A 20,475-nucleotide genomic window follows, 5' to 3' on the forward strand; every position below is an offset into this window, starting at 1 on the left:
ACACAGCGTGTCCGTTTCCTCATCAATTGATTGGCCTCGGTGTTCCTCTATTATAGTGATTTTTACCAAAATTGGTATCACTGGCAACCACCTGTTGGACGAGGGCACGGGCACCGTAGCTGACGCCGGCAGTGCCTTCCCCTGGATGTACAGAATCTCCCACTAACCACAGGTGGGGAATTGGGGTGCGGCTTGCCAAGCCAAAGGGGCCAAAGGTGCTCAGGCGTTGACTAATGCCACCGACAATGCCATCTATCCGTGCCGTGTAGCGCCAGAAGGTGCGGGGAGTGGCTGCTTCGCAGTGGACAATGTGCTCGGGCCGCAGATCAAAGAATTCCCCGAGGCGTTCCAGAGCCGTTTGGGTATATTGTGCCTTGGTGGCGGCGTAATCTAAGTGGGGCTGCCGCCAGAAATTCGGTTCGGTAAAACTAGAAGCAATCAGGGTGCGATAGCCGTCGGGAGCACGGCCATCCTGGGGCTGACTCACAGAAACAAAGAGGGAGTTGTTTTCGCCAATTGGCCCCTGCGGATCGTAGAGAAATTGCAGGTGCGGTGGACACGCTTCCGGAATGGCGGACTCCTTCACTCCCAGGTAGAGGACGAAGGCACCGGCGGCCGGCGGCAGCCTTTTTAAGCGGCGGGCATAGCCAGGGGGAAGGGCATCGCCAAGGAGCTGGGGCAGGTTTTGGGCAGGGACATTGGCCACAATGTGATCGGCGGCAACGCGCTCCAAGGTTTTTGTTTTTAGGTTTTCCACCTGTACGGCGACGGCACGCCCTCCCTCGACTTCAATGTAATGGACCCGATGACGGGTGTAGATTTGGCCGCGATCCCGCCGCAGGGCATTGGCTAGCAAATCACTGAGCACCTGCATACTGCCGTGGAGATGGTAAAGACCGTGGGGCTCCTGGGCAAGGCAGAGAGCGGTGGCACCATAGAGCAATGCCGTTTCACTGGCATCCACTTGGGAGTAGAGCTTGAGCTGGAGATCTAGAAATTGCCGCAGCCGGCGATCGCTCCCCAGACCACAGAGATTCAGCCAATCGGTTACCGTCATCAGACTAAAGGGCACCGTGAGGAGGGTGTCGGGACGCAGGGCTTGCACCAGTTTCCACAGATCAAAGCCATTGCGGGGGGGCAAAATTGGCTGCCGCTGCTGAAATCGCCAACTAATGGCAAATAGTTGTTCAAGGCCTTGCCAAAATCGCTCACTGCCCAGAAAGTGGCGTTGACGTTCTAGTCGCCAGCGATCGCGATGGCGCCAAACATTAATGGGCGTTGTTTCCTGCGGCAGATACACCGCACAGGCGGGGTCACAGGGGGTTGCTGCTGGCAGAGGCATCTCTAATTCAGCCAAAATCTGGGCATGGATCCCCCCCGGCTCCAGACCCGCCACTTGGGTGGCACCCACATCAAAGGTAAAGCCGCGTCGCTGAAAGGTTGAAGCACAGCCCCCTAATTGGGCGGCCTGTTCAAATAGTTGGACGCGGTAGCCCCGTCGTGCCAACAAGGCTGCTGTCGTCAGACCACCAATGCCGCCGCCAATGACGACCACGTGCTTTGCCATTGTTATTCCTAAGTCAGTGAGCAGTACTTAGCACTTTAGCCACGGGCAGCCAGGGCTGACAAGGCAAAAGGCGATCACCTAGCGCCGCCGCAACTGCAGCTGCTCATAGACCTGCCGCAAAGACACCCGATGATAGGCCAAGGCAACAAGGGTGTGGTAAAACAAGTCTGCTACCTCGCTGGCGATCGCCTCTGGATCATCGTCTTTGCAGGCCATGACCACTTCTGCGGTTTCTTCCCCCAGCTTCTTGAGAATTTTGTTATCCCCGGCAGTGAATAGGCTAGACGTGTAGGACTGCAACTGCGGGAAATCCCGCCGCTGGCAAACAATGCTATATACCTGTGAGAGGGTATCGGCGGGAGGGGGCTCAATGTATTCTCCCTTGGCTCCATGGCGGTGAAAACAACTACGCTCGCCTGTGTGGCAGGCAATGTGCCCCACCTGTTCTACAGTGAGCAATAGAGCATCACTATCGCAGTCATAGCGGATACTTTTTACCCACTGCACATGGCCAGAGGTTTCCCCCTTCGGCCACAATTCTTGGCGCGATCGACTCCAAAACCATGTGCGACCCGTCTCAAGGGTTTTCTGGAGCGATTCCCGATTCATCCATGCCAGCATCAGCACGGTTCCGTCCAAATAGTCTTGGACAATCGCTGGCACTAAACCCCGTTCATCGTAGCGAATCTCATCTAGGGGGAGGCTAAGGGCAGTGGCGGGCATCAATTCGTTGGCAGTTCTCCAGAGGGTGACCCGGAGATCACGCCTATCGCAAGCATCCCGTATTGCTGCTTCCTTCCGGACCTGACAAGGTTTAGGCGTTGCGATCGCATGATTCCGAGCCAACCTATATCATAGCACATGTCATCCAACCCCATAAATTGCCCTATTAGGAATTTTTATCCCTAGTTTCTTAAAGAAAGTTTATATTAAAAGGGTAACAGCGTAAGATTTGGTAATGCCTATGACCCTTGCTGCACTGATGGTGACGCAGGCTGAGACTCTCCGGGGTCTCTTTCGGACGTTGACGGCAACCAGTTGTCCCTATCGTTATAACTTTCATCTCCACACGATTTGTTCAGATGGCCAGCTAACACCGCAGCAAGTGGCGCAACAGGCAATGATCCACGGTCTCAAGGGCTTTGCCATTACCGATCACCATGCTTTAGAGGGCTATTTTCAGGCTCGGACATACGTCGAAGCCTATCCAGGGACGGATCGTCCCAAAGTTTACACCGGTATTGAAATTACTGCCCAACTGCTTGACACAGAAGTGCATATCCTGGGCTATGGCTTTGACCCCCATGCCCCAATCCTGCATCCCTATACCCTGGGCAGCACCCCTGAAGGAGAATGGGCCCAGGCGGAGCGTGTGATTGCGGCTCTCCATGAGGCGGGTGGCTTGGCGATTTTGGCGCACCCGGCTCGCTATCGGCTGCCTGCGGAACAACTGATTCCCGCTGCGGTGGCACGGGGAATTGATGGTGTGGAGACCTACTATTGCTACGGTAACCCCGATCCCTGGGAATCTACGCCAGAAACAACGGCCTTGGTGCATGCCTTGGCGGCAGAGCATCAACTCCTAGAGACCTGTGGGACCGATACCCACGGCCAAAGCATTCTGGTGCGGCGATGACAGGAACTGAACTTCTGATCACCGTGGGGGCGATCGTCATCAGCTGGTTTGTGCTCCGCTGGCTCATCACTGTGCTCAAGGTCACTCTCGGTACGGCGATTAAAATTGCCCTGGTTGTCTTCCTATTGCAAATCTTTTTTGGTATCGGTCCCGATCGCCTAGGGGAGCAGCTACAGCTTCTATGGTCACAAGTTACGTCACACGTTACTCGTTATCTGCCCAGACCTGCTTTGCCATCCTCCCAATAGGAACAACCTGCAGCTGCTGATGCTGGGGGGCGATCGCGAGCCTTTTTGTGATTGCAGTCAGAATCCAGCCGTCCCTATGAAAGTGATCTTCAATTACCAAGAAGAGAAATCTTGGCATTCTAGGCAGCCAGCCACGCCTCCCACATCAACACATTCCACAAATGGTATGCCCAGTTCCGCCGACCCAAAAGATGCTCCTGCCACTTTTGCCGCACTAGCTCTGGATTGAGAAAAGCTTTGCGCTTGAGGCGCGCTTCCGACAGCAAATCCTCCGCCCACTCCCGCAGCGGGCCGCGCAGCCATTGATCCAGCGGCACGCCGAACCCCATCTTAGGCCGCTCGATCAATTCCTTGGGCACGTATCGGTAGAGCACCTGGCGCAGCAGCCACTTGGACTGCCCCTCCCTGATCTTGAAGTGATAGGGCAGCCGCCAAGTAAATTCCACCACGCGGTGATCCAGGAGCGGCACGCGGGTTTCCAGGCTCACCCCCATCGCCGCGCGATCCACCTTGACCAGGATGTCATCCGGCAGATAGCTGAGCTGGTCGAGGAACATCATCACTTCCTCGAAGGGCCGCTGGCCCTGGGCCAGGCTCGCCGGCCACGCATCGCGGCGGGAAAGAATCGTCTCGGGCTCCGTGCAACCGATGACCAACTCCTCCGCCGGATGCTTCCAGTGGGAGACCAGGTAGCGATACACTGCCTCCAGGGAATCGAGCGCCAGCAACTCGGCGAGCTTGTGCATCTTGTCGCCGGCGAGCTTTACCCTAAGCCGGCGCGGCAGCAGCGGGCCCAGCAACCGAAACACGCGATTCCACGCGGCGGGTGAGGGCCCGGTCAAAGCTGCCGCCAACGCCCGGCGCAGCGGCATGGGTACCACACCCAGCCGCTTCCACAGCGCGCGCGTCCAGAAATAGCGGGTGTACCCCCCAAAGAGTTCGTCGCCCCCATCGCCCGAGAGGCTCACCGTCACCTGCCGGCGCGCGAGCCCAGCTACCAGAAAGGTAGGAATCTGGGACGAATCGGCGAAGGGCTCGTCGTAGAGCGCGGGCAGCCGGGGAATGACCGCCATCGCGTCGTCCGGTGTCACATAGAGATCGGTATGCGCCGTGCCCAGATGCCGCGCCACGGCCTTGGCGTGCTCGGCCTCATTGTAGTCGCCCTCGTGAAAACCGATGGTGAAGGTCTGCACCGGCCGCGCAGATTGCGCCTGCATCAGCGCCACCACGGTGGAAGAATCCACCCCGCCCGACAAAAACGCCCCCAGGGGCACATCGGCCACCATTTGCCCAGTGATGGCTTGCCTGAGCAGGCGTTCGAGTTCCTGGGCGGCCTCCGCTTCCGTGCACGCAAGCGGCTCTCTGAACCCCGCCTCTGCCACCTCGCGCACCGACCAATAGGCTTTGATCTCCCCTTTCCCGGCAGGAGAGGCGCCGGGGCTGAGGGACTGCTCCCCAAACTGCACAAAGCAACCCGGGGGCAGCTTCCAAATGTTTTCGTAGATGCTCCACGGTGCGGGTATGTAGTCGTACCGCATGAAAAGCGCTAGCGCCTGGCGCTCGATAGCATTGTCAAACCCTGGATATGCCCGCAATGCCTTGAGCTCGGAGCCAAATACTAGTGTGCCGTGCACCCAGCCATAGTAGAGCGGTTTTTCACCCATGCGATCGCGCGCCAGTGTGAGCATACGCCTTTTCCGATCCCAGAGGGCAATGGCGAACATCCCCACGACGCGCTCGAGGGTCTTTTCAATACCCCAAGCTTCAAATGCCGCGAGCAATGTCTCCGTATCGGAATGGCCGCGCCATGGGGGAACCATCCCGGTAGGGTTGACTTTGGTAAGCTTTTCGCGCAACTCGAGATAGTTGTAGATCTCGCCGTTGAAGACGATCACGTACCGTCCAGAGGCCGACACCATGGGCTGGTGGCCAGCAGGAGATAGATCGAGGATAGCGAGCCGACGGTGACCCAGTGCAATGCCCACTTCTGCATCTACCCATACTCCCGCATCATCCGGCCCGCGGTGGATGAGAGTGTCGGCCATGCGTTGCACAGTGGCGCGAGCATCATCACCAGGGCAACCGCCAAACTGCCAGAAACCAGTTAAACCGCACATAGCTCAGCTCTGCACCAATTGTTTATAGAGTCTATAGACGTAGTCATTGCATCCCGAACCGACAATATCCGAAAACCTTCCCTAGCGTGCGAAAATCGGAACTGGTGTAAAGTTAGCCCGATCATTCGGGCGGACACTTCATCGGGCCTGATGGACTCATACGGCCAGCCACCCAGTCCATCATGGATATCGTGGTAGTAATCCATTGCGCGGTTACCACGATAGGCGGTCACATAGTCTGCAAACCGCCGGCCAGTTAACCGAAGGCCAAGGCGCAAAAGGGTCACATACACCCATCGCATCCGAGCCTGAGCCGCAGGAGAAGCCTGCGCATACCAGTACAATTGTTTTCCCAACTGTTTTCCCAACGCCAGAACAGCTCCATCCAGATGCGCCGATAAAGTGCCAACACAAGGAGACCCTCGAGTGTCACCATCCGCGCGGCACAAGCCAAAGCGCAGTCGAGGTCGCCGGTGTGGTGCAGTCCCCCAGGAATAAACCACATCGAAAGTTCCCCATTCGGTGGGTGCGAGCTTGAAGATACTTTCTTGCTTGATGCGGTAAGCGCCGCCGGACACGAAATGAGAAAGCACAGCATGGGTGGTTGCCACCGAATCGGCGTTGCTGTTCACCGCCACCACCTCCCGCGCCCCAAGTCGAAGGGCCGCGAGATTGTGCAGATCTGAACCACCTCCGATATTGAGAAAGCGCTTGCCATCAAGCCCCTCTCCACCCAGAAGCTACAAAAGCCCCGCTTCCGTCTCACGCACTTCAACCTCTGTGATCTTCCAGCCAGTTGCGCCCGAAGGCAAGGTGAGCCTCCGCTTGGGTTAGTTTTTTGGGGGGGCATTAGTCTCATTTCCTCTAAAGAGTTTGCTCAATAAGTTGTTCCGCGAGCAGAGGCTCTCGGTCAGTCAGTTGTGTTCATTATAGTCATTCCAATAAACTATTCCAATAAATAATGAGACATTACGCACCACAATAATTCCGAATCACCTCATCAATAGAACCGTTGGAGCCTGCATCCATCGGTGCTCGCTTCAGCGCAGGTCAAGACCCGGGACATGACCTACCTTTGAAACAACAACTCTGGTCGCTCCATTGGCCATGTTCAGAGTTTCTCGATGGGTGTCATGTGGTCCCAAGCGCGTTGGGGAATTCGGTGATTGTGCGTCCAAAGGTAGCCTGTGAGCGTCTCTTGCAGATCAGCGGCGGAGACAAACGCTCAGCGCCCAGAATCTCGGCAATGCGACCGTTGAGGCGCTCGACGATGCCATTGGTTTGCGGGTGGCGAGGTTGGATGAGCCGATACTCAATTCTCTTGTTCGCACAGAGCTGATCGAACGGATGGCGTCCGGTGGGTTGGCGATCGCCCGTGGTGCAGAAGCGGTCGGTGAACTCCTTGCCGTTATCTGGAGAAAGAGTATGTACCCCAAAGGGGTGTTGGCAAGCACGTGCGCAAAAAAGTGCGTCGCAAATTCAGCGTTCTGATCCTCGTGGATTGCCAGATAGACCCAACGCGTTGCCCGGTCAATTGCGACGCAGAGCTAAGGGCACTTCTCTTCTTGAGACATTGCGGCAGGTACTTGAGTTGATGCGAATAAACCTTGGCTCGTCGTCTTTGAACTGCCGCGTGGTCGTTTTGTCCCTCCTTCTGCGCTTGCGCGCTCCTTTTGCAGTGCGCGTAGGTTCGAGATCCTGTGGCGGCGCAGACAGGGATCTAGCGCTGAGCGGCTGAGGTTGGAGTTGAGGAAGGTTCAGGCAAGAACCAGCAGGTCATCAAGGGGCAGCAAAAGGAGCTTACGCACCTCAACGATCGCAAGCTCTTGCGCTGCAGTAAGCATAGTGTTCAAGCGATGAGGGCGGGTGCTCTTGTCTGCAACACCTCTGCGGCACCCCGGCGCTTTCGCCATTTCGCGACCGTATGGCGGTGGATACCGTAGCGTCTGGCAAGGTCGCGGTGACTTACCGAAGCGGGTGCTTGTCGGGCCTCGCGGCGAATCCGAGGTGTGGTTCGGGCTTAGCGTGAATCCGGGGCATGGCTACGCTCCTTCCTTGCATGCTTTTCGGTCTGGTAACAGGCGTTCGAAGAGCCGGTCTGCTTCGAGGAGTTGAGCACAACTTCTGGGAATATAACGATGCAGGACCGGACAACTAAACCCTCAGAGGCCTTAAAACTCCAGCTCATCCTCTTCAGCAGCTTCAGGAATTGGGGTGTCCGGACTTTCGCCCTCATCGGGTAGGCGAATAACCACACCGTTAAAGAATCGTGCCAGTTTTTCGGCAGATTCACGCACAGGATCGGCAGCGGTGGTGAGGGGTGGTGGGGGTGGAACAGGGGTTGGCTCTCCAGCGGGGGGGTGGTGGGGCTTCTCTTGGCTGCTGGGGGATGACGACAGAGGATTGCGGCGGCTCCTTGGCTTCGGGTGCAGGTGTGGTGTTGTGGGGCAGCGGCGCAACCTCAAGAGTGCAACTTTGGTGCGGCGGCCTAGAACTTGGGAAAAGGCAGCTTCAATTTTGGCTTGGTTATTTTTCGTCAGATTTAACAGAGTTTGGTTGACAATACCAATCTGTACCTCGCGATCGTCCAAGTGCCGTAGGTGACCATGTTGTGAAAGCAGCGCATAGGTACTCATTTGCATCTGCTGCAAGACCTGTAGTGCCTGTTGCCACACCTGTTCGGGATTGGCTACGGGATTGGCTACGGGTTCAGGAGATGCCGCTGGTTCAGGTGCCGCAGCAGCGGTTTCTTTAATTTGCAGGTGTTTAACTGACAATTCCGAGTTCTGAGGGAGGGGTTCTGCGGGCTTGGCGGCAACAGCAACTTCGGGTTTAATCCTAGGCGGCGCCCCAGTGGTCGGTTGTGGACTGGCAGCAGGCATGACCGTAGCTGGGGGCGGTTGGGGAACCCTCTCTGTCATCAGTCCTAAAATGCTAATTTCCAGCCAGAGGCGGGGTTGATTGCTCTGTTTGATTTGGCTTTCACAGGTGCGCAGATGTTGTTGGGCGTGCAGAATCTCCTCAACTGACCATGCCTCAGCAAGGGCAATCAAGGCCTGCCAAGTTTCTGCGGTGAGGGCTACCAAGTCCTGCCGTTGAGGGACAGTTTTTGCCAAGAGCAAATCACGATAGAGACTGGCCAGATTTTGCAGAATTGTCAGCGGATCGCGACCCCGCTCCAGTAATTGGCGGGTCTGCTCGAGAACTGCCACTGCATCCCGACGGGCGATCGCCCCCAACAATTGCCGCAAATCTTGTTCTGGCACCGCTCCGGCCAGTTGCCATACGTGTTCTACCGTGATCCGTTCAGGATATAAGCTCAACTGATCCAGCAAGCTTTCAGCATCCCGCAGTCCCCCTTGGGCTAATTGGGCCACAAGGGTCAAGGCTTCAGGCTCAATATCAATTTGCTCTTTATCAGCAATGTCCTGAAGGTGGGCAACCATCTCCCCTAGGGGAATCCGCCGAAAATCAAAGCGCTGGCAGCGGGAAATAATGGTGGGCAGCACCCGCTGTGGATCCGTTGTCGCTAGGATGAAGACCACATGGGGCGGCGGCTCCTCTAGGGTTTTGAGGAGGGCATTGAAGGCCGACACACTCAGCATGTGACATTCGTCAATCACATAAACCTTGTAGCGACACTGCACTGGGGCAAATTGTGCCTTCTCAATCAGTTCGCGGATATTATCCACCCCAGTGTGGCTGGCTGCATCAATTTCAATGACATCCAAACTGGTGCCATTAGCGACCTGCCGACAGACTTCGCACTGGCCACAGGGGTCAGGAGTTGGTTTCCGACTCTTCAGGCAGTTGAGAGACTTTGCCAAAATACGGGCACTAGAGGTTTTGCCTGTGCCACGGGGACCGCAAAAGAGATAGGCGGGTGCAATGCGCTCCTTGAGCAAAGCCTGGGTGAGGGTGGTGGCGATCGCCCCCTGACCCACTAGGTCTGCAAAGCGTTGGGGGCGGTATTTGTGATGCAGGGGTTCGTAGGTCACCGCTGGGCTGCAATGGATAGGCCAAAGAAATCCTGTGGTTAACTTCCTGAACTTAAAGCTTTAAACTTGAGTGTGCGCCTGTTATTCTAGCAGGCCAGCAATTGCCGCCATCTCCCCGGATGGAATAAATCCGAGACCTTAGAACCACCCCTTTTTAGCAGCGATGTAGGTATTGTAAAACTCCTGGTCACTTTTGCTGAGGTACATAATTCCCTCAATTAAGCCAATAATACCCATGACCGGGGCGGCCAAGCCGCAGGTCAACAAGCTTAGCAGCAACATGATCAAGCCCTCGGTGTTGTAACCAAGGACAAATTTGTCAATGCCAAGGGCACCCAAGAGGATACCACAGATGCCAGCGGCAAGTTTTTTCCCTGAGATGTCGGAATTTGAAGTCATCGTCCCTTTCCCAATGGTTATTTTTGATACAGGGAGACCAAGCCCCTCTGGCCTATATCCTTCAGAGTTGAAGGAAGACTGTCAAGGGGCAAGTAGGCAGTTTGTGGATTGACGCAGCAGTGTTAGAGCCTAGGCAGCAGCAACCCAATCCGCAAGGGGTTCCCAGCGCACAACGCGATCGCCCCCCACTTCCACCACGACTTTGAACTTCGGTAGGGTTTGGGTCAACTGTGCCAAGTAGGCAAATTCTTGCCTTGAGAGCCGCTTACCATCAATCAGCCAGAGCACCAGTCCCTTAGCATTGGGGGGTAGGTTTTCCAAATGGTACGTCACTAAGGGCGGCTGAAAATAAACGCGAATGTCTTCTTTGCCCGTGTGAGCCGGACGAATTCCGTGCTCTTGGGTCAGGTAGGCTGCTAAATCCCCCAAGCCCGGTGCGCTCATGGGCAAAGTGGTATAGCCCTTGGAACGCAGTCGCCGTTGATAGCGACCCTCAAAACCGCCCTCTGGGGGAACAAAGAGTGCCAATGCCCCAGCGGATTCTAAATCTTTGACAAATTGATAGCCAGCCAGCAGACCCATAGATCTTTTCTCAGAGGTTTTAGCATTTCATCCAGCACTTTATCATGGTTATTCTTACTGCGGGTATGCCTAAGTTAATAGCAGTGCAAATAACCCACATAAGGCAATGCCATCAAAGACACCCGCACCACCAATACTGAGCACCCCCGCCGACATTCGCTCAATTTCCCGCAGGTGTAGTAAATCCGCACCAATCAGCGTTCCCAACACGCCCCCGGCAAAGGCAATAGGTGCTGCCGCTATGCCCCCAGAAATTAAAATGGCTGTCATTGCTGCCGTGAGGGGGGCAACCAAAGCATTCATTTGAATCCCAATGCCAGGTACCACTTGGGCAGAATAGTAGCTCACCACAGCCACGATCAAGGTCACCAAAAGAATCGCTAGGGGACTCACACGGGTAAATTGATAGAGTGCCAGCAGTGTGGGGATTAGGCCACCGCCCACATTCAGGGCCACAATAGTTTTTTGCTGAATTTTGCGCAGGGGAATTCCCCAAAACCGACTTAACCAGAGTTCTTCAAAATCGGGAACAATCGCCACCGTAGAGACCCGCTCGTAGAGGGGAATGTTAATTGTACTGCCGAGAATCACCATCAGCAGTAAGACCGAGGCAGCAGTCGGTGAAAAGCCCAACTTGGCAACGGCCACCTGTACGGCATCGAAGGCGATCGCCAGCCAGAAGAAAGGCAGCGACAGGAGCAGCAGCACAAACAGCAGGGCAGTAACGGGCAGATAAATCATAGAAACCTACAACTCGTTCAAACTGGAGCATCAAACTTTGGACGATTCTTGGGAGAGTTCTGCCAGGGTCTGCCTAAGTGCTTTGGCCAAAGCAATAGCAGAAGGATAGCGCTCAGATAGCAAAGGTGCGGTGGCGCGGTGGATCACGTCCTTCAAAGGATTGGGAATTTCTGGGCGATCCGATACATCAAGCCGATGGTAGCCCTGACGGTGATGATAGAAGCGCATTGGATTATCTCCCAAAAGTAGAAAGGCTAAGGTTGCGCCCACTGCAAACAGATCGGACTGAATGGTGGGTTTGCCCATCATCTGTTCCGGGGCGCTGTAGCCCTCCACAGCAACGCGGGTGGGGGAATGCCCCAGTTCTTTGACCGCCCCAAAGTCAATCAAAACAATTTGGTTATCCCGCGATCGTACCAACAGGTTACTAGGTTTCAAGTCACGGTGAATCACTGGTGGATCCTGATTGTGCAAGTAGTCTAAGACACCACAGGTTTGAATCATCCACTGCAGCGCCTGAGGAATCAGCACCGGGCCATTGCGCAGTACCCAGCGCTCTAGGTCAATACCATGAATGAGTTCCATGACCAAATAGCTTTTCCCATTTTCCACAAAAAAATCATAAAAGCGGGGAATCCCTGCATGCTCAAGGAGTTGCAGGATACGAGCTTCCCGTTCAAAAAGTTCCTGCGCCTTCTCATTATCCGCCATCTCAGACCGCAGTTCCTTGAGAACCCGCACCTCTGGAACCTTGCCAGTCCATCCCCCAGGGGGGTGAGCTTCACAGGCCAAGTAGGTCCTGCCAATCCCACCTTGGCCTAAAAGGCGCAGGATGTGATAGTTGCGTACGGTGCGCTGCACATTGAGGGGTTGACCGCAGTGAATGCAAAACAGATTCCCGGGCATATTACCGGCATGGGTACACTCACCAAGAGTGGGGGCACTGCGGCGAAAGGTTTGCTCATGGAATTCCAGAATCGGGCCTGTGGGTCCTAGCTGGATGAGGCTGCCACTGGCAAGTTTGCTCTCATCAACAAGGCGACCATCGACAAACGTACCGATCGCCCCCAAACTTTTGAGAAACCAACGACCGAGATTCTCTGGATCCCGGTAGCACGAGAGTTCCGCGTGATAGCGGCTAACCAGAATATCGTTGAGAATCACATCATTGTCGGCAGCGCGACCAATGCGGATGGTTGTTTTTATGGGAAAACGCCAGGTTCTAACCGGAGTGCGTTTCCAAGGGTCCAACAGGTGCAGGATAATCACGGTAGTGCAACTGCCACAGGAAGCTAATCAAAACTTAGATCATTTTCTTTAGATCATTTTCTAGGCGTTGCTGATGGCTGCTGGGGTTTGCAATGAATCATTAACAACTCAAGCCCGATTGCTGCGATCTTCAACTTGGCATCCCCTTAGCAGGCCGCCTTGCCCTTGCATCTTTGCGGCGCTGGGACTGCGCAATGCCCAAAAAAGATTGATAGGTAAGGTTCCCCACTGTTGCTAAGACGTAGTATGCTAGAAATAGTGCTGGTGTAGCTCAGTTGGTAGAGCAACTGACTTGTAATCAGTAGGTCGTCGGTTCGAGTCCGACCATCAGCTTGGCGAGAGGTTACTCTTCCTAAAGAGTCTTGCCCTGCCGCAAGGGTGGCAGATATTCTGGGGGCATTATTATAGAGGAAACCTTGGATCAGCAGGTCCATGTTGGCTTATTGTACTCGTCCCCATTGCCCGCGTCCGCAAAACGCTCTTCCCGAATTGGATCAACCTAACCAGAGCTACAGTCGCATTCGTGACCGATTTTGCATCACCTGTGGCATGCCCCTCATTTTGCGGGGTCGCTATGTGGCAGAGCGGGTCTTGGGGCGGGGGGGCTTTGGGGCTGCCTACTTAGCACGGGATTTGGATACGCCAGGGTGGCGATACTGTGTTATTAAACAATTTTTGCCCAACGTCTCAGACCCCCGCAGCTTGCAAAAGGCTCAAGAACTCTTTGAGCGGGAAGCAAAAGTTCTCGAAGAACTGGGTCAACATGCTCAAATTCCTGATTTACTGGCGTTTTTTCGCGAGGAAGTCCCCAGCTTTAACGGCTCCGGTGAAGAAAGCTACTTTTACTTGGTTCAGGAGTTTATTGATGGCGAAACCCTAGAAGACGAGTTGGCCCAGCAGGGCTGCTTTAGCGAAGAGCAGGTACGACAAGTGCTGCGGGAGCTGCTGCCTGTCCTGCAATATGTCCATGAGCGCGGTTCTATTCACCGCGATATTAAGCTCTCGAATATCATGCGCCAGCACCCCAGTAAAACCAAGTTTCCCGGCCAAGGGCGGCTCTACTTGCTGGATTTTGGGGCGGTGAAACAAGTTTCCCAAACGTCTATCCAAAGCCGCAGTACCGGTATTTATACCGCTCACTATGCGCCTCCAGAACAGATACGCGGTGAACGGGTCTTTCCTAACTCAGATCTCTATGCTTTGGCGGTCACTTGTATTGTGCTGCTGACGGGCAAAGACCCCGAAGAGCTATTTGATGCCTATAACAACCGCTGGAATTGGCACTCCTATGTTCCCTCTGTCAGTCAGCAGCTCCAGCACATTCTAGACCGCATGTTGCAGTCGGCGCCGAGCGATCGCTACCAATCGGCGGCAGAGGTCTTAGCAGACTTAAATGCTTCGCCTACCCCCGCCCCAGCACCCCCCCCCTCGCCACAATCAGTAACACCGCTCCCCTCGCCACAGCCAGTGACGGCGCCCCGCCCGCCCTCCCAAGTGAGCTCACTACCGTCACCTTCGGCGCCGATACCGTCCCCCAAAGGGGCACCCCCTGCAAAGGCGAGACCACCGCGGCGGCCTCCTCCACCCTTACCCGCCTTCAAAATTCTCATGGGGGCGGGCTTTACAGGCTTTGAAATGGCGGCGTTGGGGGTGATGGTTTCCAGCTTAATGACCAGTTGGCAATTACCCCTTGGGGTCAGTGCTGGTGTGATTGGGGGGGTGTTTGCCCTCTTGGTATTTATGCAGCTCAAAGGCTGGATTGAACACTGGGAACAATTGATCATTGCGACATTGTCAGGGGCGGCTCTTTTCTTTTTTCCTTCCTTGCAGGCGGGATTGGGGGGACTGACGGCCCTGCTCATGTGTGGTTTAGTCGGCTTAGGTTGCGTTGTTGTCGGTAACATCTTTTTGTTGATTTACAACGTTTTGGCGCAGTTCTTGTAGGAGCGGAGCGATGCAGTTAATGTGGCTGGAGAGCAATACGTGGTTGTGGAAGCTGGGTTCTACAAGGGTTCTGGTTGATCCGTGGTTGGTGGGCCCGCTCACCTTTGGCAATACCCCCTGGCTATTTCAGGCGGAGCGATCGCGCCCCTGTGCCATGCCGAGCGATGTGGATATCATTTTGCTCTCCCAAGGACTACCGGATCACTGCCATGAGCCTACCCTCCGTGCCTGCGATCGCGCCCTACCAGTCATTGCCTCCCCCAGTGCCGCCAACGTTGCCCAGAGTCTTGGCTTTGAAACGGTGATTTCCCTTAGCCCCCACCAAACCCATACCTACCGCGATCTGGTCATCCAAGCCACCCAGGGTGCCAGTATCGGCCCCACGCAACAGGAAAATGGGTACATTCTGCGCTGGGGTACTCAAAGTCTCTACTATGAACCCCATGGCTGTCATGATCCGTGGCTGCGCAGCTATGGCAAGGTGGATGTGGTGATTACCCCCCTATTGGATGTGTGTTTACCCCTGGTGGGGGCGATTCTCAAGGGGGGCAAAACGGCCTTGACCCTGGGGCAATGGCTACAACCGAAGGTCATGATCACGACAGCGGGCAATGGCACCCTCCGCCTTCAGGGATGGCTACCGCGACTACTCTCGGTTCAAGGAACCCTTGAGGAATTGCAAGGGTCGTTTCAGCGGCTTGGACTCAGCACGCGTTTGGTGGAACCAGTGGCCTACACTCCCCTTGTTCTGCTGGCTGAGGCATAGGAATGCGAGGCTGGTTGCGGTCTTTAATTGGCCTTGGGCAACAGGTCGTCATGCTGCTGCAGGACAATCAGCGATTTTTGCACCTTCTCAGCCAGATTGAAGGCATAGCAACGCGGGTGCTGGCGATCGGGATGCTGCTGGTGGTCATCGTCGCCATTGTTGATTTGGGGCGGATTTTGACCGTAGAGCTACTCTCACCCCCCGTGGGGCAGTTTAGCTTGGAACTGGTGAAAATCTTTGGCCTCTTTCTCAATGTTCTGGTGGCATTGGAAATTCTCGAAAACATCACGGCCTACCTGAAAACCCATGTCTCCTCCCAGATTGTTGAGCTGGTGATTGTTACCTCCCTGATTGCCATTGCCCGTAAAATCATCATTCTGGATATTAGCCAACCAGAAACGGTGGCAAAGCTCCTGGGGCTGGCGATCGCCATCTTGGCCTTGTCTGCCAGTTACTGGATTGTGCGTCGTCTAAACTATCGGCGGCGTCCCTGAGGGATAGACCTGCTCACGGTAAGCTTTGGCCTGCTCCAAGGTTGTTTGCAGGCGCTCCCAGTCCTGCTGCTCCACTTGGCGAATCAGATCATCAAGGGTGGCACGGTAGTGAATCAGGCAGTGGCGCAGGGCGGCGCGGTTATATTCCGCCATCATCCGTCCCAACTCTGGGTTACCACCCCCAACGCGGCTGGTATCGCGAAAGCCAGAGCTAGCCAACTGCTGGGCAAGCGTCCGAATTGGCTCATTGGCTTCTTGGGCATTAGCAAGAATCAGGGCTGCACTCACCAGTACGGGGAGGTGGGATATCCAAGCAACGGCGCGATCGTGATCCGATGGGGTGGCATAGAGCAGCTTTGCCCCGAGATCATTGACCACGCCAGCGACACAGTCAATGGCAGCACTTTGGGTGTGCAGGGTGGGGGTGAGAACATAGGGAGCATTCTCAAAGAGATGGGCCTGGGCCGCTTCAATGCCGGATTCTGCCGTACCGGCCATCGGGTGACCACCGACATAACGTGGCCAGAGTTTTTCGAGGGCGGGGACGATCTCTCCCTTGACGGATCCCACATCCGTCAGCACGGTTTCCGGACTGAGATAGGGGATGATCTCAAGTGCGACAGGAAGGATGCTGCCGATGGGGGGGCAGAGAAACACCAGATCAAGGGCACGCAAAATTTGCGGCTCCGTACCGCCCCAGTCAATGGCTCCCCTGGCGATCGCCCGCTCGCAGGTTTCAGGGCGCCGACTCAGCCCCACCACATAGTGCCCCCTGGCCCGCAGATCAATGCCCAGCGACCCACCAATCAGTCCCAATCCGACAATGCCAATGCGCAGCATCCCGCCTCTAACCTGAACATCTTTCCAATTGTGACCTGATTCTTGTTCTGAGGGATATTCTCCGCCGCTGCAGATTTGTGCTTTGGCTTCACAGCCAGCGGAGATAGCTTCGATACAATCAGAAATAAATCTGTTGCGCTCTAGGCCATCCATGATGAAACGCCTTGCCCATTTACTTGAGCAGACTCTCAAATTCTGCCTTGGCCTTACCCTGGTTTGGTATCTGAATAGCAATACACCGGTCTGGGCCGCCGCAGCTCACCATAGTTTTGTCGCAGCTGCAGTAGAGCGGGTTGGCGATGCGGTTGTTCGCATTGATACTGAACGCACAATTGTGCACACCCCCGATCCCCTCTTGAGTGATCCCTTCTTTCGCCAATTTTTCCCCGGTTTAGCCTTGCCCCCCCAAGAGGATCGGCTGCGGGGTCAAGGGTCAGGGTTCATCATTGATCCTAGTGGCATTGTCATGACCAACGCCCATGTGGTGAGTCAAGCCGATACGGTGACAGTGCGCCTCAAGGATGGCCGAGTCTTTGAGGGGGAAGTGCGCGGCGTGGATGAGGTGTCTGATCTAGCGATTGTCAAACTCAAAGGGGTCACCGAACCATTGCCCACGGCGCCCCTTGGTGATTCCAGTGAGGTGAAAGTGGGGGATTGGGCGATCGCTGTCGGCAATCCCCTTGGCCTTGATAACACGGTAACATTGGGGATTGTTAGTACACTCCACCGCTCCAGCGCTCAAGTGGGTATCCCCGATAAGCGCCTTGATTTTATTCAAACGGATGCGGCCATCAACCCCGGCAACTCGGGGGGACCTTTGCTCAATGAAGCGGGGGAAGTAATTGGCATTAATACCGCCATTCGTGCCGATGCCATGGGGATTGGCTTCGCCATTCCCATCAACAAAGCCAAAGCCCTGCAAGCCCGCCTGATTCGGGGTGAGAAAATTCAACACGCCTACATTGGCATTCAAATGACCACCTTTACGCCGGCAATGGCTAAGGAAAACAATGCTAACCCCAACTCACCGGTGATTCTGCCGGAAGTCAATGGCGTTCTTGTTCTACAGGTGTTGCCCAATACGCCTGCGGCCAAAGCCGGTCTGCGCTGGGGGGATGTGATTACGGCAGTAGATGGGGAACCCATTACCAGTGCCGAGCAGTTGCAGACTATTGTGGATAGTGCCAGTGTTGGGCAAGTGTTGAATCTCACGATTCAGCGGGGCGATCGCGCCCAACGGATTGCAGTGCGGACAGCGGCGTTGCAGGGAGCGGCCTAGGATGCGCGCAGGGCTACTGCTGCTCTGGCTCTTTGCCCTTGCTACCCGCTTTTGGGGGCTGAACCGCTTTCCCACCCTAGTGTTTGATGAGGTCTATTTTGCCCGCTTTGGCCGCCACTATCTTGCAGGTGTGCCTTTCTTTGATGCCCATCCCCCTCTGGGAAAATACCTGATTGCCCTGAGCATCTGGCTGGGGGGCGGCTTTCACCCTTGGGGCTATCGCTGGTTGAATGCACTAATGGGATCACTGATTCCCGTGGCCGTGGCGGTGTTGGCCTATCTCCTGACGCGGCGATCGCGCCTGGCGCTGTTATCGGGAGTTTTCGTTGCCCTCGATGGCCTCTTTTTGGTGGAATCCCGCTATGCCCTCATCAACATCCCCCTTGTCCTTTTTGGCGTGGTGGCACAGATTCTGTGGCTGTGGGGGTTGCGCCACCAGGGAAAGGCGCGATCGCTCTGGCTGATGGCCGCAGCTATTGCCTTTGGGGCCTGTGGGGCTGTCAAGTGGAGTGGCTGGGGATTCCTGCTGGGGGTGGGGCTTTTCTGGATTGTGCAGCAGAGGTGGCCCCTGGCTGCTGAGGGGCAGACGACCTACCGGTGGTGGCAGATGTGCCTGCTTCTACCCCTGGTCGCCTTTGTGGTTTATACCCTGCTCTGGCTGCCCCATCTCCAGTTTCATCCCCACCAGGGCCTGCTTGACCTCCATCGCCAAATGTTTAACTTTCACCGCAGTGTTGCCAGTACCGCCCATCCCTACTGCTCCCCGTGGTGGTCTTGGCCGCTGTTGCTGCGCCCCATGAGCTACTTTTTTCAGCGAGTGCAAACCCTCAGCGAACCCGTGCCCGTCATTGGCCCGCCCCTACCCATGGCAGATACGCCGTGGGTTTATGCCGTTTATGCCCTCTTCAATCCCCCCCTGCTATGGCTAGGTACCCTAGCCACCCTTGCACTTTTACCCCTTGGGCTGACCACAACGGCAGGCCGTTTTGTGCTCTTAAACTATGCTGCCAATCTCTTACCGTGGGCAGTTGTAACCCGCTGTGTCTTTCTTTATCACTACCTCCCCGCTGCCCTCTACAGCTTTATGGCTTTGGCCTTGGTCTGGGCAGCCAGCCACCACTGGGGAAATTGGGCACACTGGGCACGTATTGCTGTGTTAGGGGCGGTAGTCGGGGGATTCCTCTACTGGCTTCCCCTCTACTTAGGACTGCCCTTGACGCCTCAAGGCTTTTTCAGGCGGATGTGGTTACCGTCTTGGATTTAGAGCTATCCCAAGAGCTGTTTGACGGTGGCAACCAGTTCTGCAGGATCAAAGGGCTTAGTGATGTAGGCATCTACACCCTGTTTTTTGCCCCAGTGAATATCAAATTCTTCACTTTTGGTAGTACACATAATCACTGGCACCTTTTGGGAAGCCGCTTCTCCCTTAATCCAGCGGCAGAGTTCGTAACCATTCATGCGCGGCATCACCACATCGAGAATCACTAAGTCGGGACATTGAGCTTTAATTTTTTCCTGAGCTTCGATGCCATCCTCTGCTTCCACAACATCGTAGCTCTGCGCCTTCATCAGCTCAACAATCATTGCCCGCAGGGTGGGACTGTCATCAACAACCATAATTGTGGCCATAGAAGTTTTGCCTGATGCCGCAAACAACGCAAACAATATGCTGACTATTATGCATGAGTATTGGGCAATAGAACAGCCCATGATACTGCCTATGCTCTAAGCTACCCATTTCAGGTCTGAAACTTATCAGGGTTGGAAAAGTGCCCGCAGTTCTCGGCCAAAGTCCGCCACTGTGCGGGGCAGGGGGCGCCCTTGTCGCCAGGGGGCGGGCAATTGTTGCCAAAGAGCAAGGAGGGTGGGGGTTCCCAGTTCAGGCGCAAGGTCAGACCACTGTTGAAAGACCTGCTGGGCGCGATCGCTCACCGCCACACGACCATTGACGAGAATCATAATCGAGTCTGCCCAGTCGTAGGCAAAATCCAGATCATGGGTGGCAATCATAATGGTTGTCCCCTGTTGGTGAATTTTCCCTAGGACTTCTCGCAACTGCTGCCGCTGCTGATAGTCGAGGTAGGTGGTGGGTTCATCCAGGAGCAACAGCCTGGGTGCCAAGGCCATCACCCCTGCCAGAGCTACCCGTCGTTTTTGCCCCAAGCTCAAATGATGCAATGGACGATCAGCGAGATCGACTAAATCAAACTCCTGCAAGGTTTGGTAGAGGCGAGCTTCCACGGCGGGGGGGCTAAGACCCAAATTGCACAGCCCATAGGAGATGTCCTCGGCTACGGTTGCTGCCACCAACTGTTGTTCCGGATCTTGAAAGGCTAAGCCAATCCGTTGCCGCCACTGCCGCAGTTTTTCCGGTTGATGAACCAGGCGTTGTCCCTGCCAGTAAATTTCGCCGCGATCGCGCCGGTAGAGGGCCGCAGCCAAATAAAAGAGGGTGGATTTCCCTGAGCCATTCAGGCCCAAAAGGGCAACTTTCCGTCCTGCCTCTAGGGTAAAGGAGCAGTCCCGCAGAACCGGTTCAGGGGTATTGGGATAGCGAAACTCAACCTGATGAAATTCCAATAGGGGGACAGACAT

General features: G+C 55.4%; 18 protein-coding genes, 1 tRNA gene, 1 other RNA gene and 1 pseudogene. 8 read left to right on the top strand and 13 right to left on the bottom strand.

The window, feature by feature from the left end; all coding sequences use genetic code 11:
* Window positions 1-22 precede the first annotated feature (22 nt).
* From crtD to ffs, 3 genes are all read right to left on the bottom strand, one after another.
* Window positions 23-1,567, bottom strand: coding sequence for a C-3',4' desaturase CrtD (gene crtD, locus Q0W94_RS07525; RefSeq protein WP_297757340.1), 1,545 nt, complete (start codon window positions 1,565-1,567; stop codon window positions 23-25).
* 78 nt (window positions 1,568-1,645) lie between these two features.
* The gene (hisIE, locus tag Q0W94_RS07530) at window positions 1,646-2,290 is read right to left on the bottom strand and encodes a bifunctional phosphoribosyl-AMP cyclohydrolase/phosphoribosyl-ATP diphosphatase HisIE (protein WP_024123980.1); all 645 of its coding nucleotides are present in this window, start codon (window positions 2,288-2,290) and stop codon (window positions 1,646-1,648) included.
* 24 nt (window positions 2,291-2,314) lie between these two features.
* Window positions 2,315-2,411: signal recognition particle sRNA small type (ffs, locus tag Q0W94_RS07535), an RNA gene on the bottom strand.
* 120 nt (window positions 2,412-2,531) lie between these two features.
* Here ffs and Q0W94_RS07540 point away from each other — a divergent pair.
* Window positions 2,532-3,203: a PHP domain-containing protein gene (locus Q0W94_RS07540; RefSeq protein WP_297757344.1), complete on the top strand. Its 672-nt coding sequence runs from the start codon at window positions 2,532-2,534 to the stop codon at window positions 3,201-3,203.
* Window positions 3,200-3,451, top strand: coding sequence for a hypothetical protein (locus Q0W94_RS07545; RefSeq protein ID WP_297757346.1), 252 nt, complete (start codon window positions 3,200-3,202; stop codon window positions 3,449-3,451). Before Q0W94_RS07540 ends, Q0W94_RS07545 begins: the two co-directional genes overlap by 4 nt.
* A gap of 119 nt (window positions 3,452-3,570) precedes the next feature.
* Here Q0W94_RS07545 and asnB read toward each other — a convergent pair whose 3' ends face one another.
* The 7 genes and pseudogenes from asnB to Q0W94_RS07580 form a co-directional block, all read right to left on the bottom strand.
* Window positions 3,571-5,568 carry an asparagine synthase (glutamine-hydrolyzing) gene (asnB, locus tag Q0W94_RS07550; protein WP_297757348.1) on the bottom strand — a complete coding sequence of 666 codons (1,998 nt, stop codon included), beginning with the start codon at window positions 5,566-5,568 and terminating at the stop codon, window positions 3,571-3,573.
* Between the two features lie 1,040 nt (window positions 5,569-6,608).
* A pseudogene (locus tag Q0W94_RS07555) lies at window positions 6,609-7,629 on the bottom strand (integrase core domain-containing protein).
* Between the two features lie 110 nt (window positions 7,630-7,739).
* On the bottom strand, window positions 7,740-9,566 hold the full coding sequence (locus tag Q0W94_RS07560) for a DNA polymerase III subunit gamma/tau (RefSeq protein ID WP_297757350.1): 1,827 nt from the start codon (window positions 9,564-9,566) through the stop codon (window positions 7,740-7,742).
* 138 nt (window positions 9,567-9,704) lie between these two features.
* Window positions 9,705-9,965 (bottom strand): TM2 domain-containing protein, encoded by a 261-nt coding sequence (locus Q0W94_RS07565; protein WP_297757352.1) that lies wholly within the window; start codon window positions 9,963-9,965, stop codon window positions 9,705-9,707.
* Window positions 9,966-10,094: 129 nt separating this feature from the next.
* On the bottom strand, window positions 10,095-10,547 hold the full coding sequence (gene ndhN / locus Q0W94_RS07570) for a photosynthetic/respiratory NAD(P)H-quinone oxidoreductase subunit N (RefSeq protein ID WP_297757355.1): 453 nt from the start codon (window positions 10,545-10,547) through the stop codon (window positions 10,095-10,097).
* 69 nt (window positions 10,548-10,616) lie between these two features.
* A complete protein-coding gene (locus Q0W94_RS07575) occupies window positions 10,617-11,288 on the bottom strand; it encodes a DUF1614 domain-containing protein (protein WP_297757358.1) in 672 nt (223 codons plus the stop codon).
* Window positions 11,289-11,318: 30 nt separating this feature from the next.
* Window positions 11,319-12,557 (bottom strand): protein kinase domain-containing protein, encoded by a 1,239-nt coding sequence (locus Q0W94_RS07580; protein ID WP_297757362.1) that lies wholly within the window; start codon window positions 12,555-12,557, stop codon window positions 11,319-11,321.
* A 260-nt stretch (window positions 12,558-12,817) separates the two neighbouring features.
* Here Q0W94_RS07580 and Q0W94_RS07585 point away from each other — a divergent pair.
* The 4 genes from Q0W94_RS07585 to Q0W94_RS07600 all read left to right on the top strand — a co-directional run bounded on the left by Q0W94_RS07585 (window position 12,818) and on the right by Q0W94_RS07600 (window position 15,761).
* Window positions 12,818-12,890, top strand: a tRNA-Thr gene (locus Q0W94_RS07585).
* Between the two features lie 99 nt (window positions 12,891-12,989).
* Window positions 12,990-14,501 (top strand): serine/threonine-protein kinase, encoded by a 1,512-nt coding sequence (locus Q0W94_RS07590; RefSeq protein ID WP_297757365.1) that lies wholly within the window; start codon window positions 12,990-12,992, stop codon window positions 14,499-14,501.
* A gap of 10 nt (window positions 14,502-14,511) precedes the next feature.
* The gene (locus tag Q0W94_RS07595; RefSeq protein ID WP_297757368.1) at window positions 14,512-15,267 is read left to right on the top strand and encodes an MBL fold metallo-hydrolase; all 756 of its coding nucleotides are present in this window, start codon (window positions 14,512-14,514) and stop codon (window positions 15,265-15,267) included.
* Window positions 15,268-15,269: 2 nt separating this feature from the next.
* Window positions 15,270-15,761 carry a phosphate-starvation-inducible PsiE family protein gene (locus Q0W94_RS07600; RefSeq protein ID WP_297757371.1) on the top strand — a complete coding sequence of 164 codons (492 nt, stop codon included), beginning with the start codon at window positions 15,270-15,272 and terminating at the stop codon, window positions 15,759-15,761.
* On the opposite strand, the gene Q0W94_RS07605 is transcribed toward Q0W94_RS07600, so the two are convergent.
* A complete protein-coding gene (locus Q0W94_RS07605; RefSeq protein ID WP_315863112.1) occupies window positions 15,738-16,598 on the bottom strand; it encodes a prephenate/arogenate dehydrogenase in 861 nt (286 codons plus the stop codon). The two genes, Q0W94_RS07600 and Q0W94_RS07605, sit on opposite strands and share 24 nt — an antisense overlap.
* 154 nt (window positions 16,599-16,752) lie before the next feature.
* On the opposite strand from Q0W94_RS07605, the gene Q0W94_RS07610 reads away from it, so the two are divergent.
* Window positions 16,753-17,880: an HhoA/HhoB/HtrA family serine endopeptidase gene (locus Q0W94_RS07610; RefSeq protein ID WP_297757377.1), complete on the top strand. Its 1,128-nt coding sequence runs from the start codon at window positions 16,753-16,755 to the stop codon at window positions 17,878-17,880.
* A 1-nt stretch (window position 17,881) separates the two neighbouring features.
* A complete protein-coding gene (locus Q0W94_RS07615) occupies window positions 17,882-19,144 on the top strand; it encodes a phospholipid carrier-dependent glycosyltransferase (protein WP_297757379.1) in 1,263 nt (420 codons plus the stop codon).
* A 2-nt stretch (window positions 19,145-19,146) separates the two neighbouring features.
* On the opposite strand, the gene Q0W94_RS07620 is transcribed toward Q0W94_RS07615, so the two are convergent.
* Window positions 19,147-19,509: a response regulator transcription factor gene (locus Q0W94_RS07620; RefSeq protein WP_297757382.1), complete on the bottom strand. Its 363-nt coding sequence runs from the start codon at window positions 19,507-19,509 to the stop codon at window positions 19,147-19,149.
* 126 nt (window positions 19,510-19,635) lie between these two features.
* Complete coding sequence (locus Q0W94_RS07625; protein WP_297757384.1) at window positions 19,636-20,475, bottom strand: energy-coupling factor ABC transporter ATP-binding protein; 840 nt, start codon at window positions 20,473-20,475, stop codon at window positions 19,636-19,638.

The organism is Thermosynechococcus sp. (assembly GCF_025999095.1).
Classification (GTDB): domain Bacteria; phylum Cyanobacteriota; class Cyanobacteriia; order Thermosynechococcales; family Thermosynechococcaceae; genus Thermosynechococcus.